The 14,766-nt window shown below is 61.1% G+C and carries 11 protein-coding genes; 6 read left to right on the top strand and 5 right to left on the bottom strand.

The window, feature by feature from the left end; genetic code table 11:
- Positions 1–78: 78 nt before the first annotated feature.
- Complete coding sequence (locus tag HL657_RS08860) at positions 79–909, bottom strand: helix-turn-helix transcriptional regulator (RefSeq protein ID WP_317296458.1); 831 nt, start codon at positions 907–909, stop codon at positions 79–81.
- Positions 910–1,037: 128 nt separating this feature from the next.
- Between HL657_RS08860 and HL657_RS08855 the strand changes: the two genes are divergently transcribed.
- The 5 genes from HL657_RS08855 to HL657_RS08835 all read left to right on the top strand — a co-directional run bounded on the left by HL657_RS08855 (position 1,038) and on the right by HL657_RS08835 (position 5,888).
- Positions 1,038–2,303, top strand: coding sequence for an MBL fold metallo-hydrolase (locus HL657_RS08855; RefSeq protein WP_317296457.1), 1,266 nt, complete (start codon positions 1,038–1,040; stop codon positions 2,301–2,303).
- 2 nt (positions 2,304–2,305) lie between these two features.
- A complete protein-coding gene (locus tag HL657_RS08850; RefSeq protein ID WP_317296456.1) occupies positions 2,306–2,545 on the top strand; it encodes a DUF3006 domain-containing protein in 240 nt (79 codons plus the stop codon).
- Between the two features lie 73 nt (positions 2,546–2,618).
- On the top strand, positions 2,619–3,701 hold the full coding sequence (locus HL657_RS08845) for an NAD(P)/FAD-dependent oxidoreductase (protein ID WP_317296455.1): 1,083 nt from the start codon (positions 2,619–2,621) through the stop codon (positions 3,699–3,701).
- 97 nt (positions 3,702–3,798) lie between these two features.
- Positions 3,799–4,086, top strand: a complete 288-nt coding sequence (locus tag HL657_RS08840) for an ATP cone domain-containing protein (RefSeq protein WP_317296454.1) — start codon at positions 3,799–3,801, stop codon at positions 4,084–4,086.
- A 386-nt stretch (positions 4,087–4,472) separates the two neighbouring features.
- A complete protein-coding gene (locus tag HL657_RS08835) occupies positions 4,473–5,888 on the top strand; it encodes an MATE family efflux transporter (RefSeq protein WP_317296453.1) in 1,416 nt (471 codons plus the stop codon).
- 5 nt (positions 5,889–5,893) lie between these two features.
- Here HL657_RS08835 and HL657_RS08830 read toward each other — a convergent pair whose 3' ends face one another.
- The 3 genes from HL657_RS08830 to HL657_RS08820 all read right to left on the bottom strand — a co-directional run bounded on the left by HL657_RS08830 (position 5,894) and on the right by HL657_RS08820 (position 10,203).
- A complete protein-coding gene (locus tag HL657_RS08830; protein WP_317296452.1) occupies positions 5,894–7,504 on the bottom strand; it encodes a sensor histidine kinase in 1,611 nt (536 codons plus the stop codon).
- 254 nt (positions 7,505–7,758) lie between these two features.
- Positions 7,759–9,207 (bottom strand): heterodisulfide reductase-related iron-sulfur binding cluster, encoded by a 1,449-nt coding sequence (locus HL657_RS08825; protein WP_317296451.1) that lies wholly within the window; start codon positions 9,205–9,207, stop codon positions 7,759–7,761.
- A gap of 363 nt (positions 9,208–9,570) precedes the next feature.
- Positions 9,571–10,203: a superoxide dismutase gene (locus HL657_RS08820; protein WP_317296450.1), complete on the bottom strand. Its 633-nt coding sequence runs from the start codon at positions 10,201–10,203 to the stop codon at positions 9,571–9,573.
- Positions 10,204–10,590: 387 nt separating this feature from the next.
- Here HL657_RS08820 and HL657_RS08815 point away from each other — a divergent pair, with 387 nt between their 5' ends.
- Positions 10,591–12,141, top strand: coding sequence for a glycosyltransferase family 2 protein (locus HL657_RS08815; RefSeq protein ID WP_317296449.1), 1,551 nt, complete (start codon positions 10,591–10,593; stop codon positions 12,139–12,141).
- A 68-nt stretch (positions 12,142–12,209) separates the two neighbouring features.
- On the opposite strand, the gene HL657_RS08810 is transcribed toward HL657_RS08815, so the two are convergent.
- Positions 12,210–14,252: an acetate--CoA ligase family protein gene (locus tag HL657_RS08810; protein ID WP_317296448.1), complete on the bottom strand. Its 2,043-nt coding sequence runs from the start codon at positions 14,250–14,252 to the stop codon at positions 12,210–12,212.
- Positions 14,253–14,766: the final 514 nt, after the last annotated feature.

Below are 14,766 nucleotides of genomic sequence, written 5' to 3'. Positions count from 1 at the left end.
CCCCCGTGACACTCTGGGGGCGGCATCCGTTTCCTGCCCGGTCCTTGCAGGGGAACTGCCCTGAGTGTCTGAAAATAGTTATTTTGGTGGTATCCGGAGTGGCTCAGCGTCCGCCCGGTAGTACTCAAAGACCCGTTCGCCCCAGGCGACCGCCGCCGGGTCGATGCTGACGAGGTCCGATGCGGTGTCATAGATCCCCGTATCGCGCCGGTACAGGCCGAGCGAGAGGCAGGTATCGGTCACCGTCATCCCCAGGCGAAAGGGTGAGGGGGAGACATATATGCCGGAGCGGGTGTACTCGCTCAGTGATGCGAGGATACTCCGGTACGGCTCTTCAATCAGCTTTCCGGCGAGTTCGGGAGAGACGACGAGTTCGACCGGCCTACCGTCCATGACCACCGGCGCGATCACGTCGACGTGGACCGGGCTCATGATCGAGGATACGCCGTGGATCCGCGAGGCTTTCCTGATGATATCTGCAAACGTTGCGTGCACCGCGTAGACGTCCTCTTCGACGTCTCGCACCACCACAGCGTTGTAGAGGTCCGGCAGTTCGCCCAGGAATCTATCGGGTATGCTGTCGAGCTCGTGGTCGACCCAGAACTCCCGGTGCCGGCCGAGCACTCCCATGAGCGTCACCAGCCGCTCGATCTCCGGTTCGACGAGCCTCCCGATGGGGGTGAGCGTGTAATCGCCCCGCACCTGCTCGACGTACTGCAGGGCCTCGAGCTGCCGGATCTTCGGGATGAGAGCCTGCGACGAACTCCCCGTGACATCGCGGAGGGTCGAAAGCGACCTGCTCCCGCTCCCGAGTGCGATCAGGATCTGTGTTAAGAGCCTTGAGCGGAAGATCGCCTGGATCTCCTCGTGGAACTCATCATAGATCTCAAGAGGGGAAGCGCCCGTCATTGTCCTTAACAGTTAAGGATGCCGTTCGGCGCATATGACCCTTTCCATTTGTGCGTTTCCCCGCCGTCGGCCTGTCCTTCCCGATCCGAGCGCATTTATAGCCGGCGCCCGATACCTCTTGAGGCAGCATGTCGTTCATACCCCGATACCTGGTCAGCACCGCACTCTGTGCATGCATCATAGCCTGCTTAATCATCGCAGGTTGCTCCGCCCCCACCGGGCAGCCGGAGATAGGCTCCGATCTCTCCGGCGATCTCGTCGTCCACTTCATCGACGTCGGGCAGGGCGATTCGATCCTGATCGAGTTCCGCGATAAGACCATGCTCATCGACGCCGGCGAGCGCGGGATGGGAGAGCGCGTCATCGCGTATCTCGAGGAGAGGAACGTCGAGCAGCTCGACGTGGTCGTGGCGACTCACGCGCACTCCGATCACATCGGCGGCCTTGCTGACGTCATCTCCGCCTACCCGGTTGGCCGGTTCGTTGACGCCGCGCAGCCGCACCCTACGGCGACCTATGAGAACCTGCTCGTTCTGGTCGAAGACCTGGAGATACCGTATACGGCAGCGGAGCGCGGGCAGACGGTTGCCCTCGATCCCGACCTCGAGATCCTGATCTTAAACCCGGCCTCACAGCCGCTCGGTGACGTAAACGAGGACTCCGTCATCCTGAAGATGACGTACGGGGAGATATCGTACCTCCTTACGGGCGATGCCGGGACTCCGGCGGAGGAGAGTATGATAGAGGCCGGCCTCGATCTCGACGCCGACGTCCTGAAGGTCGGCCACCACGCGAGCCGGTATGCATCCTCGGCGGAGTTCCTCTCCGCGGTCAGCCCCGCGATCAGCGTTATCCCGGTCGGTGAGGGGAACGACTACGGCCACCCCCACGAGGAAGCGGTCGAACGCCTCGAGGCGACCGGGTCGCGCATCTACCGGACCGATCTTGACGGGACGGTTATTGTTGCCACCGACGGTCAGGTGCTTACCGTTGCGGCCGGCGAGGCACCTGCCGCCACCGTGACGGCCGGGGCAACAACCGCGGCCGCAACGGCGACCCCAACGCCCGCACCGACGACGACGCCCGCCCCCTCATCCGGCGTGTACATCGCCGGCCTCGACCTCCAGGAGGAGTGGATCGCCGTCGCGAACGCGGATGAGACGGCGGTCAATCTCACCGACTGGACGATCACCGATGAAGGGACGCGCAACACCTACACCTTCCCGATCTTTACGCTCGATCCGGGCGCAGATGTCACTGTCCACTCCGGGGAGGGCAACGACACCGCGACCGACCTCTACTGGAATCGGGGAAGCCCGGTCTGGAACAACGACGGCGACCTTGCCACGCTCGCCGACGCGAACGGTACGGTCGTCAGCACCATGGAGCGGTGATTATGCAGAATGAATCGGCCTTCCGGGCAAGCCTCGATCGGGTGGAGGAGGGCCTCGCCGTCCTCCTCCTCCGCGAGGACGAGTCGGTCCGCTTCACGATCCCCCGCTCCCTCCTCCCCCCGGATGCCCGGGAGGGCGATACCCTCGAGATCGTGATTCGCCGGGACGTCGCGGCGACAGAGGAGGCGAGACGACGGGTAGCCGAGAGGATCGCGCGGCTGCGGGCGAAGGGCGGAGACTGACTTCCCCCTTCGTAACGTTGTTCCGCCTGTCACCATACTCTTTTATCACTTCTGGTTCCTCACAGAAGCACTGATGCCGAATCGGTGCGACGTGGTCGTCGTCGGTGCGGGCCCCGCCGGGAGCACCGCCGCACGTTACGCGGCACAGGAGGGGCTTGACGTCCTCCTGATCGATAAACGGAAGATGATCGGCGTCCCCGTCTGTTGCGGGGAGTTTAACGCGTCACCGGAGGTCCTCGCGAGTGCGCTCCCGAACGCCCCCGGGCTCGATGAACTCTTCCCCGTCGACCCCGCCCTCGTCCGGCAGAGGATCCGGGAGGCCGTCGCCGTCTCCCCCGGCGGCCGGGAGTACGAGTTCGATCTTGGCGGCTACACCGTCGATAGGGATGCGTTCGACCGGCACCTTGCGGATGCGGCCGTCCGTGCGGGTGCCGTGCTCTCGCCGGATACGAAGTTCCTCGGCCGGGAAGGACGGCGGGTCAGGACCAGCCGGGGCGACGTCGAGGCCGGCGTCGTGGTCGCCGCGGACGGCCCGCTCTCCCCGGTCTGCCGCTCGGCCGGGATGGCGAGGAGCGCCGTGCTCGCCCCCGCGATCACCTGCCGGGTCGATGGGGAGTTCGGCGACCGCCTGAGGTTCTTCTTCGGAAACCGCATTGCCCCGGGAGGGTATGCCTGGATCTTCCCAAAACAGGGATGCGCAAACGTCGGGCTCGGTGTGCAGAAGAAAGACACCCCGGTTCCCGTTCTCCTGCGGGCGTTCCTTGCGCAACACGGCTTTACCGCCCGGGACGTCCAGGCGGGGTTCGTGCCCGTCTCCGGCCCCATCGGCGAGACCGTCCGCGAGAACGTCCTCGCCGTCGGCGATGCCGCGGGCCACGTCGTCTCCTCCAACGGGGGCGGGATTGCACCTGCAATGATCTGCGGGAGGCTCGCCGGGATTGCGGCGGAACGCCACCTGCTGCACGGCGAGCCCCTCGCGGCCTACGAGCGGGAGTGGCGCTCGGCGATAGGCCGGGAACTCCTTGCTGCCGCAAGAACGAAGAGGATGGCCGACCGGGTTCTCGGCTCCGATTTCTTGGTCGAACATGCCATGAGTCTGCTCGGCGGCCCCGGTATTCGGAGCATCATTGTGTTTGGCGGCCTCCGGGGGCGCTGACGGGTGCCGGGCCGCGCTTGAGGTTATGCGTTTCTCCGGGAACGGGGACCGAAACTCTTATCTTTCCCGGGTGAACTCTCACACCAATCGGAAGGTGATGAAATTGGTCGATGTGGTCAAACTTGACGGCAGGAGGGAGCCGTTCATGCGGGAGAAGGTGACCGTGAGCGCGCTCAAATCGGGAGCGCCGCCACAAGAGGCCAGAGCGATCGGGGAAGCCATCGAACGGGTCGCCTACGACGGGATACCTTCCGGCGAGATCCGGCGGCGGGTGCTCGAGCAGCTCCGCGACCGGAACCCGGAGTGGGAGGAGAACTGGCTCATGTACGACCGTGCCGTGAAGAAACGCGGGGTAGAGACGACTGCTAGAATTCCCGTCCGCTGACCTCGTCTCTTTTTTCGATCAGGATTTAGTGCCTCGGTTTTCATCGGTTCGGCATGAGGCGGCGCCTTCTCTACCTGCCAAGGATCCGGATACCCGCCGATTGGAGGGAAAGCCGCCGTAACAGGACGGTCGGCCGCCCGCTTCCATCCCCCCGGTGCGAAGGTATATCTACTGATCCGCGCCCATACTAGTCTTGTATTGCCATATTGGGTCCAGAAATCAAAGAATTGGAACGGTCATAACATGGCCGCTTTCGGTTCTGCCATATAACCCGGACCCGTTCGGCAATCAAAATCAGCAGATTGGCACGATGTTCCACCCGCCTTTGAACCGGTTCCCGATTGATTCGGGAGCCCGCGGCGTGGGCACGCCAGCAGGCGATATGTATGCCGACAAGTGATTCAGAAGACGATACACCCTCAAGTAGTAACCAAACAGAAGGAACAAAGATACTCCTCGCCGATCCGAAGACCGCGATCCTCCGGCTCTCCCTGCCGATGATGGTCGCCATGACCCTCATGACCCTCTACAACGTCGTCGACGCGTTCTGGGTCTCAGGTCTCGGTGCAGACGCTCTCGCCGCCGTCGGGTTCTCATTCCCGCTCTTCATCATAACCATCGGGTTAGCGAGCGGGCTCGGCACCGGTGGCGAAGCGGCGCTCTCGCGGATGATCGGCGCCCGCGACCGGGCCGGCGCGAGCAGTGTTGCGATGCACACCATCCTCCTGATGACCGTGCTCGCCGTCGCCGTCACCGTCCCGCTCTTCCTCTTCGCCGGGGACCTCTTCGTCCTCATGGGAGCAGGCGACGCCGTCGGTCTTGCCACCGAGTATGCGCGGATCCTCTTTATGGGGACGTTCGCCCTCCTCTTCGGGGAGGTCGCCTACGCGCTCATGCACGGCGAAGGAGACGCAAAGCGGACCATGTACGCCATGGCGGCAGGAGCGGTCGCAAACATCATCCTCGACCCGGTCCTGATCTACACGCTCGATATGGGGATCGCCGGCGCAGCCTGGGCGACCATCCTCGCTGAGGTCATCGCCGCCGTCCCGATGGTCTACTGGCTCTTCGTGAAGCGAGACACCTACATCTCCCTCTGCTTCCGGGAGTTCTCGCCCGACCCCGCAGTCGTACGGAACGTCCTGCAGGTCGGTCTCCCCGCCGCGGCCGAGCAGCTGGCCCTCGCACTGATGGCCCTGGCCTTGAACGGCGTCATCATCCTGATATCGAGCACCGATGCCGTTGCGGTCTACTCGGTCGGGTGGCGGGTCGTGAGCATCGGTTTAACACCGATCCTCGCCATATCGTCGGCGGTGGTCGCGGTGACCGGCGCCACCTACGGGGCCCGGGCGTACAGTAAGATGGAGTCCGCGCTCAGGTTCGCTGCGAGACTCGGGCTCGGCATCGGGCTCGGGCTCGCCGCGGCCACGTTCATCTTTGCTCCCCGGATCGCCGCAATCTTCACGGCATCGGGCGATGCTGCCGGGATCGTCCCGGAGTTGACGACGTACCTCCAGGTCATGAGCCTCGTCTACCCCATGGTCGGGTTCGGGCTCTTCTCGGCGTCGTTCTTCCAGGGAACGGGCCTGGGCGCACGCTCCCTGACCATCACGGTCCTGCAGAACGTCGTTCTTTCGATCCTCTTAGCCTGGGTATTTGCCATCGACCTCGGGCTCGGCCTCTCCGGTGTTTGGTGGGGGGTTGCTGCAGGGAACGCGATCGGCGCGGTGCTCGGGTATGCCTGGGCGCGCCGGTACTCGGCAGGGCTCATCGTCAGGCAGGCGGCTGCAGCGGCGGTGTGAGGATATCAATCCTCATATCCGTCGGCCGTTGTGTGCACCACTTCACGCAGCGTAAACTTTAACGATGCTCCGAGGTCCGGCCTCCCCTCCACCCGATCCTCGACCCAGATCCTGCCTCCGTAACGCTCGATGAGCATCCCGACGATATACAGGCCGAGTCCTTCGCCGCACCCCTGTTCCCTGCCCTGCTTGAAGCGATCGAAAACTGTCTCTTTCATCTCGTCGGGGATTCCGGGGCCGGTATCCTCCACGGTCACCACCACCGTGTGGTCCTCTTCGAGATCATCCTCGACCCGGATCGTTATTTCGCCATCCGGCCCCCCGAACTTGACGGCGTTCCCGATGAGGTTTGTGAAGATCTCGGGCAGCAGGTCGTCGGCCCAGATCTCCGCCGACGCATCCTCAAACGAGACGCCCGCTTCCGGGGTACGGGCGAGCGACGCCCTGATCACGTGGCTGAGGTGGACCGGTTTCAGGTCGGGCGGCTCCTGGTGTATGCGGCGGATGGTCGAGACGTTCTGGAGGATACCGGTGCTCTTCCGAACACATTCCTTGAGTTTCCTTGCATACTGCGCGGCGTCTCCCTTCAGCATATCGAGCAGAAGGTCGCAATAGAGGTTCGCAACGTTCTCCGCGTTCTTGATGTCGTGGGTCATGACGTCCAGGTAGAGGTTCGTCTCGCGGTGGGCCGCTTCCAGCCGCTTGTGGAGCACGCTCCGGAGAACGCCTGAGCCGATCTCCTTCCCGATTGCTTCAAGAAGACGGCATTCCTCGTCCCGAAGCCCCTCCTTCGTTCTGCTCCCGAGGAAGAGCGCACCGACCACGACCGATTCTGCGAGGATCGGGATGCAGGCAAGCGTGGAGACCCCGAGTGACGAGAGGATCTCTTCCTCGATGGTGCCCCCTTCCCCCCCTCGCTCGAGGTAGCGCGGCTGTCCGGCCACGAAGACAAAATTCCAGGGCCAGTGATGGACTTTTATAGCCCTGTTGCGGGCAAGGTAAGTCTTCGGGACAGCGTGGTGGTAGCGCGTGAGTGCCAGTGTCCGCTCCGGGTTTAAGAGGTAGGTCAGTCCCAGGTCGAAGTCGAGCAGCTCCAGTGTCTTTGAGAGCGATGCTTCAAGCAGTTCGTCGAGCGAGAGGGACGACGCGGATACTCCCATGATCTGGTTAAGGACCAGAAGTTGTCTGTTCGAGGAGAGCAGCCCTTCGTCCGTCGGCCTCCGTTCGGTGACGTCGCGCATACACAGCACCCACATCCCTGCGAACGGCTCCTGCCGTATCTTCCGGCTGGAGTAGACGAATCGCCGTTCTTCTCCCCGGGCGTTCTGCACCAGAAGTTCGAGACCGGGTATCTCACTCCCGTCACGCACGGTGGCGAGGAGTCGCCCGGCATCCTCCCTTCTTCCTTGCAGGAGCGGCACCAGGTGCGTATCGAAAACCTGCCCGGCATCCGATCCCAGGATCTCTTCTTCGCGCGCTGAGAGGATATCCATCGCGTACGTGTTTGCCCAGGCCACCTGCATATCCTGGTCGAGCACGATGGTGCCTACTCCGGGCTCGTCAAGGATCTGAAAAGTCTCTCTTGGTCGGGTAAATCTCGAACCTGCTCTACTCATATGAGTTTCTTGCCCCCTTGATGTTTTTATCCTGTAAAAATTATATAAGTGATTCATATCCCGGGTAATAAGTGATTTGCGGTGACAGCCCGGCTTCAGCTGGATTGCCTGCAGTATCTACGGCTGCTCAAACACCCCTATGGACATGTTAAAAGCCACTCCCAGCCTTTTGGATCGTCCTCTCTCGCACTCACCACACCCGCCCTGCCGTGGAGGGGAGCGCGCGCCTTTGTGCCTCACCTCCTGTAGGTCGCTTAAAGAAGCCCTATGCGGGTGAGTATAGGTGAGAGCGACGTCATGTGGCCCTGGATGTAGACTGTCTCGCGCGGGTCGGCGCCCATCGCGAGCGCCAGAAGCTCGGTGATATGAAGTACCGGCACCCCCATGTGGTCGTACACCAGCTCGCATCCCGGGCAGTCGACGACCATCACATCCAGGCGGTGCTGCATAAAGTCCTGGTAAACGAGCCGGTTCAGTGCGGAGAGTTCGCGGGGCCGGCCTTTCTGGTGCCGGTCGAAGAGGTTCTTGACCCCGCCGCAGCAGTACTGCTCCATCACGCTCCGGGTGACCCGCGCCCCGGTGACTGCCGTGAGGTTCTGCAGCCCCGGCGGGATGGCGAGGGTGCCGTTCATCTTCCGGTAATGGCAGCTGACATGCACCCCGACGCGCAGTCCCGAGAGCCGCGTCTCAATGAGCTTTCTCAATTCATCGAGATAGAGGGGGTAGAGGTCGAGGACGTTCGCCACGGAAAACAGCGCTGGATCGCTCACTTCCCGCCTGATCCTGCCCAGCGCCTCGTTCACCGCTGCCCGGTTTTCGTGCCCGGAGAGCAGTTCCAGTGCGGCCACATACGAGTCGCTGCAGGTTGGGCAGATCCCGGTGACGGGGATACCTTCGCCGGGTCCGCACGCGTCCTGGATGACGCTGAGGTTCCGGGCGGTGAGGAGCAGCCGGTCCGCAAAGCCGGCGCCGCCCATGTAGTGCGGGGCACCCCCGCAGCAGGTCTGCAACTTCGAGGTTGTATACCGGATGCCGAGCGCGGTAAGGATCTTCTTCTGCGAGAGGTCCGCTCCGGGGTAGTTGAAGGCGCAGCAGGATTTGAGGTGAAAGACCCGGTCCGGTCGGGTGAGCGGCCGTTTTGGTGCAGGATGTCCGGGTGGGGAGAAGACCGACGCCTTGAGGGGGTGGAGCAGCAACCTCCGGACTTCGTCAACCGCTCTGGCATCTGCTGGAGATGGATGCCGGATAATTTTTGCAACGAACTTTCCGAACCGGCCGCTGCTGACGTAGACCGGGAGAAAGGCCTGGGGGGGAAGCCCTCCCCGGTCGAGGAGCATCTTTCGAAAGACTGGCTGTAGATGCTCAGTCTCGTATACGGCATTGATGATCCCGCCGATGCTGACGGATCTCGGGCAGACCGTCTCGCAGGAGTAGCACTGGACGCATTCGGAGAGGTTGAGCTCCGGACGCCTGCCTGCCTGGAGGGCCGCGGTCACCTTCCGTGCAAGGTATCCCTGGTTTCCGTTTGCTCCGGGATCGTTGATCCGTGCGGGGCAGTGCGGCGTGCAGGAGCCGCATGCGTTGCAGAGCTGGAAGTTCTGGAATCTCGGATCCTCTTCGTGCAGCAGCCGGTGGACGACCCCCTCCGTGATCGCGTGCCGGATTACCGCCTGGTCCGTCTCCGGGAGCCCTCTACCAAGCATAACCGATCCCTATGCCGGCCGGATACACGTGCAGTTTGCCCGGAGGGCGGTACGACCGGCAGCATGCTCCTTCGAGAGTCATCCCCCCGTACATACGGGAGAACGGGGTCCGCTCTTCCCCGGGAGAGCAGGCACAGCTAAAACTAAGAGTGTGACACCTTTGGTATCGATCCATTCCTTCCCCCTTCCTGATAACGTTGTCTGGACAACCCTCTTGTGGTGACTACATAAGTGTTTGGATGCGGGGGAATCCGCGTGGCCCTGGCGGCTAAACCTTTCCCGGGCTATCGGAAGATGAAGGCTGAGGCGCACTCCGGGACCAGAATGCGCTTATCCGCTGCGTCCTCCCGGAGGAAAAAAGAGTTAAAGGTTTTCCAGCCGCTTGTTCACCATATCCCAGTTCACGACGTTCCAGAATGCGTCGATGAACTGGCCCCGGTTGTTCTTGTGATCGATATAATAGGCGTGCTCCCAGACATCGAGCACCATCAGGATGCGAAACGTCGGGTAGACATGGTTGTTGTGCTTCTCGATCTGCATGATCATGGGGCGGTCCGTCATGGTGCAGTACGCCAGTGCCGCCCACCCGGACCCCTCGACGCTTGCGGCTGTCTTCGTGAACTCAGCCTTGAACCGGTCAAAGGAGCCCCATTCCTGGTCGATCCGGTCTGCAAGGGCGCCACCCGGAGTCCCGCCGCCACCCTTACCGGCCGGCGCCATGGTCGGCCAGAAGAGGTCATGCAGGACGTGGCCGCCGATGTTGAACGAGAGTTCCTTTAGGAGCGCTTTCATGTCAACTTCGGTGCCTTCCTGCCGCGCCTTCTCCAGTTTCTCAAGGTCGGTGTTCGCCCCGGTTACGTAACCCTGGTGGTGCTTGTCGTGGTGCAGGGAGAGTTGCTCCTTTGAGATATACGGTTCGAGAGCGTCGGGTGCATAAGGCAGAGGCGGCAGCTCATACTTCTTCAACGGTGCAGTTGTCATCTTCTGTACAGCCATAAGTACCAAACATCAGAAGGAAAGTGATCTATTTCATAGTGTCGGTTGCCGGAGGCTGTGCGGCGTGCCGGTCCTCCGCGCCCTCAACCATCCTGATCTGTCCGGATGCCAGGGTCCGGGTCTATCCGGCCGTGCCTGCATGCAGGGCTTCTTGATAGGGTAAAAGGCGGGTACTTCCTTGCACGTCCGGGAATATCAGTATGGGGCGTATCGGGGTTCTGGAGGGATTGCGTTGCAGGCCGTATCCGCAACCTTTAAGTAAGCCAGTATGATGGATGGTATCCCAACTGCCTCGCACGTTCCGTTGCTCCCGGTACCGGGTCGCGGTCCCGTCATACATTCACGAGGCTTCTCTGCACGATAGCATCCAGACGGCGGTGGACCCTCATGAAGACTGCAGCACGTATCTCACTCTTTACCGCCACGCTCATGGTGCTGCTCATGTTCGTCCTCTTCCGGGACCTCTCCCTCATATTCACCGGCGAGGAATGGAGCCTTTTTGCGAGAATCCTCTCCCTTTTCCTCGTTGCCGTCACTGCGTTCGGGGTGATCCAGTTCATGAGTTATGCTGATCACCTTCTGCGGTCGCTCTACGCCTATACGGAACGCCTTATACCGACGCAAAAGATAGGTGCGGCCCCCTGCCACGTTGCGGTCTTCATCCCGGTCTACAACGAGGACCCCGGTGTGGTCGAGTCCTGCGTTCGGGCGTGCACGGGGATTTCTTATCCGGATGTGCGTATCTTCCTTCTCGACGACTCTACAGATGCGCGAAAACGCACGGCAATGCAGGATATGTGCTACCGGTATAACCTCCACTATGTCCACCGCGACCACAGAAGCGGTTTTAAAGCCGGAGCGATTAACCATGCCCTCTCGTTTCTCGATGGCGATACACCGTATCTCCTGGTCATCGACGCCGACCAGAAGGTGAAGCCGGCGATCCTCACCGACCTCATCCCGATCCTTGAGGCCGACCCCGCTATATCTTTCGTCCAGACGCCCCAGTTCTTCCGTTCGGAACCCCACGACCCGATAAGCGTCACGTTCTCCTATCAGCAGCATATCTACAACAAGCACGTCTGCCGGGGTCTTTCCGTCAACCGTACCGCCATGTTGACCGGCTCAAACTGCGTCTTCCGGGTGAGCCATCTTGCCGCCATCGGGGGAATGGACGAGGAGTGCATCGCCGAAGACATCGCCACCTCTTTTACGTTTCATCTCCGGGGATGCCGGGGGATCTTTCTCGATACAGTGTATGCCGAGGGTGTTGCGCCGCCGAACCTCGCTGCGTACTTCACGCAGCAGTTCCGCTGGGCATACGGAAACACCCAGCTCCTCGGGACCATCCTCCGGCAACTTGTGGTGCAACCGGGAAGCATGACCTCGCTACATTGGCTTGAGTTCGTCGTTACGGTCTCGATCTATCTGCTTGGTGGGGTGAACGTGGTGCTCTTCCTCCTCCCCGTCGCCACGCTGATCTTCGGTGTCCCGATCCTCCCCGTATGGCTCCCTCCGGTCTTTGCCGTGGTGCTCGCGGTGGTGATCGCGATCCAGGTCATCATCAGCATCCGGGAGCGGCAGTACTCCCTGCGCGACCTCGCATTCTCGCAGGCGATCTTCAACACGCTTGCGTTTGTATACGCCCGGGCTATCTGGTATGCCGTCTCTGGAAAACGCCTGCCGTTTGTGGTGACGCCGAAGGTGCTTTCAGGGTCTGCCGGCGGGTCCCGGGTCCGGATAGCACCGGTCCTTCTTGTAATTGCAGCCGTTCTGGTATCGATGGCTGTTGGCATTGTGCGGTTCGTCTCGGAGGGACCGGATTCCGGTGCTGCAATCCCGCTCTTCTGGGCCTGCTATACGCTGACTGTTCTCTCTTCGTTCCTGGTGGTCTGGCATAAGGACAGCAGGCGGGTGTCCGGAGACGGTGTTGACTGACCGTCCTGGTATTCCGGGATACGGGCGGCCGGAGAGCATCAAAAAGAGTAATTGTTCTGAGAGAGGCCTTACCTGAACCTCTGCCAGAGAATTCTTCCCATCACCCGGAAGGTGAAGTCGAGTTCCTCAAAGAGCGGGATGTCGTTTTCCTTGAGGATCTTGCGGCCCCGCTCCATGGAGCCGCCGCCGAGCAGCGTCGCGACGATCATGTTCTCGGTCTTCTCCGAGAACCTGATGATCTGGTTTGCCAGCTGCTCTGAGCCGATGACGAGGTTCGGGAACCCGACCACGAACGCGATGTCCCAGCAGTCCTGGTGCTTGGCGAGCACGCTGAATACCTGTTCGAACCGCTTTTCGTTGGCGTCGCCGAGAAGGTCGATCGGGTTGTTCTTGTTCCAGAAATCAGGCAGGAGGTCGTTGAGTTCCTTGAGGACCTTCGGCGGCAGGCTGATCAGGTCGATGCCGTAGCGTTCGGCGTAGTCGGAGGAGAGAACGGCGAAACCACCGGCGTTCGTGATCACGACTGCCCGCTTGCCGCGGGGGTAGCCCTTCGGGCTCGACAGCATCTCCGCAACCTGGAACGTGCCGGTCAGGGTGTGGACGGGGATCACGCCGGATTCACGGAAGGCTTCCATGTAGACGTCGTACGACCCTGAAAGCGAACCCGTGTGGGACGAGGCCGCCTGCTGCCCTTTCACCGACGAACCGGACTTGATCGCCACAACGGGTTTGGTCTTCGAGACCTCGTTGACCACCTTCATGAATGTCTTGCCGTCCTGGATCTCCTCGATGTAGAGAATGATGCCTTTGGTCTTGGGGTCACGCTCCACGAACCTGAGGTAGTCGATGAAGTTGAGGTCTGCCTGGTTGCCCACCGAGACGACGGCGGAGAACCCGATGTCCTGCCGGATGCTCCAGTCGACCACCGTGTTGACGATAGCCCCGCTCTGGGAGATGAAGGCGATGTTGCCGGGTTTGGGGGACTCGTGAACGTAGGTGGTGTCGATGCCCTTTGGGGGGATGATCAGCCCGAGGCAGTTCGGGCCCACGATCCGCGTGCCGTAACCCTTTGCGATCTGGAGGACGCGGTCTTCAAGCGCCTTTCCACCCTCTCCGGTCTCCTTGAACCCGGCCGTGATGATGACCGCCATGGAGACGCCCTTCTGCCCGCACTCCTCGATCACGCTCGGGACGTGCTTTGCCGGGACGGTGATGACCGCCATATCGACGGGATTCGGGATATCGAGGATAGAAGCATACGCTTTGAGCCCCTGCACTTCCGGACGCTTGTTGTTCACCGGGTAGAGCTGCCCCGGGAAGTGGAGGAGGTTATGCATGATGGCGTAGCCCATCTTCTTGGGTTCGGACGATGCGCCGATGACCGCTATCGACCGGGGGGTGAAGTATTCGATCGGCACGAAGGGCCGCTCTTTTGCCACCTTCTCGACTGCCTCATCATCGACGAAGATACGGGCGTCGACGATGCAGGCTCCTGACTCGTACAGCCGGATCGGGTTGATGTCGAACTCCACGATGTTGGTGTTCTCGGCGAAAAAACAGTTGATCGCCCACATCACCTGAACGAGCGTCTCCTCGTCTCGTGGTTTCGTCCCCCGGTAACCCTGGATTATGGGGTAGCCGTGGATCTCCCTGACCATGTCCCGGATGATCTCCTCGGTGACCGGCAGGATCCGCAGGGTGACGTCCTTCATCAGCTCGACGAGGGTGCCGCCCATACCGAAGGTGAGCACTTTCCCGAACGCCGGGTCGGTCTTCCCGCCGATGATCAGTTCAAGCCCCGGCGCCGCCTGCTGCTCGACAATAACGCCCTTGATCTCGGCTTCGGGGTTATACGCCTTCGCATTTGCGACGATCTTCGTGAACGCCTCTTCCGCAGCCTGCTTTGAGGATATACTGATGATAACGCCCCCTGCATCGCTTTTGTGAACGATCTGGGGCGAGTGGATCTTCATGACGACCGGAAAACCGATCTTCTCTGCCACCTTGCTTGCTTCTGCAGCAGTCTTGACGATCGCGTGTTCGGGCACCGGTACGCCGTACTGTTTCAGGAGATCGTACGATTCGAACTCGCTCAGCATTCTTTTTGCCATGGTTGTCTCCTCACGTTTTGAGTATCTTTACTCGAACATCACTATGATCTTGCAGTTCGTGTTCCCTGACAGATGAACCGTCTCCCGGAAAACTAACCCGATAGGTCAGTATGAACCTTACAGCGTGTTACTAGATTGGCTTTATAGGTTTTGTAATGATTCTACATGACAAATTCCCCGCGGAGTTTCTGTAGTCATCCCAACTCCATGAATCCACCTCTCAATTGCTATAAACACAATGCAAAAGGATCATTTACAATTGCATGAGGAAGGCGGCACGGGGGTGCGAGACCGGAACCTTCGCCGGAGATCACCATTCGAAGGCCGGTATAGGGGCTCTTTCGCCCGGCGGCCGCCGGAGAGATGACCTCCGGGAGGCTTTGCGGAGAGTCGCGGTTGGGCATCTCCCGGGCGCTCCGTGAACTAGAAACCTCGGGGTAGATACACCTATCGAGATTATAATAGTAGCATTATTTTGGGTGCTGCTACGATCCTCTTTCAGGAAAGGGGGTGC

The organism is Methanoculleus nereidis (assembly GCF_032944295.1).
GTDB lineage: Archaea > Halobacteriota > Methanomicrobia > Methanomicrobiales > Methanoculleaceae > Methanoculleus > Methanoculleus nereidis.
This window is presented reverse-complemented; position numbering and strand designations above follow the sequence as displayed.

What these genes read in the sequence shown, in the direction of transcription:
- HL657_RS08860 (WP_317296458.1), bottom strand. Translation starts at nt 909, where the DNA reads ATGACGGGCGCTTCCCCTCTTGAGATCTATGATGAGTTCCACGAGGAG.
- HL657_RS08855 (WP_317296457.1), top strand. Translation starts at nt 1,038, where the DNA reads ATGTCGTTCATACCCCGATACCTGGTCAGCACCGCACTCTGTGCATGC.
- HL657_RS08850 (WP_317296456.1), top strand. Translation starts at nt 2,306, where the DNA reads ATGCAGAATGAATCGGCCTTCCGGGCAAGCCTCGATCGGGTGGAGGAG.
- HL657_RS08845 (WP_317296455.1), top strand. Translation starts at nt 2,619, where the DNA reads ATGCCGAATCGGTGCGACGTGGTCGTCGTCGGTGCGGGCCCCGCCGGG.
- HL657_RS08840 (WP_317296454.1), top strand. Translation starts at nt 3,799, where the DNA reads ATGAAATTGGTCGATGTGGTCAAACTTGACGGCAGGAGGGAGCCGTTC.
- HL657_RS08835 (WP_317296453.1), top strand. Translation starts at nt 4,473, where the DNA reads ATGCCGACAAGTGATTCAGAAGACGATACACCCTCAAGTAGTAACCAA.
- HL657_RS08830 (WP_317296452.1), bottom strand. Translation starts at nt 7,504, where the DNA reads ATGAGTAGAGCAGGTTCGAGATTTACCCGACCAAGAGAGACTTTTCAG.
- HL657_RS08825 (WP_317296451.1), bottom strand. Translation starts at nt 9,207, where the DNA reads ATGCTTGGTAGAGGGCTCCCGGAGACGGACCAGGCGGTAATCCGGCAC.
- HL657_RS08820 (WP_317296450.1), bottom strand. Translation starts at nt 10,203, where the DNA reads ATGGCTGTACAGAAGATGACAACTGCACCGTTGAAGAAGTATGAGCTG.
- HL657_RS08815 (WP_317296449.1), top strand. Translation starts at nt 10,591, where the DNA reads ATGAAGACTGCAGCACGTATCTCACTCTTTACCGCCACGCTCATGGTG.
- HL657_RS08810 (WP_317296448.1), bottom strand. Translation starts at nt 14,252, where the DNA reads ATGGCAAAAAGAATGCTGAGCGAGTTCGAATCGTACGATCTCCTGAAA.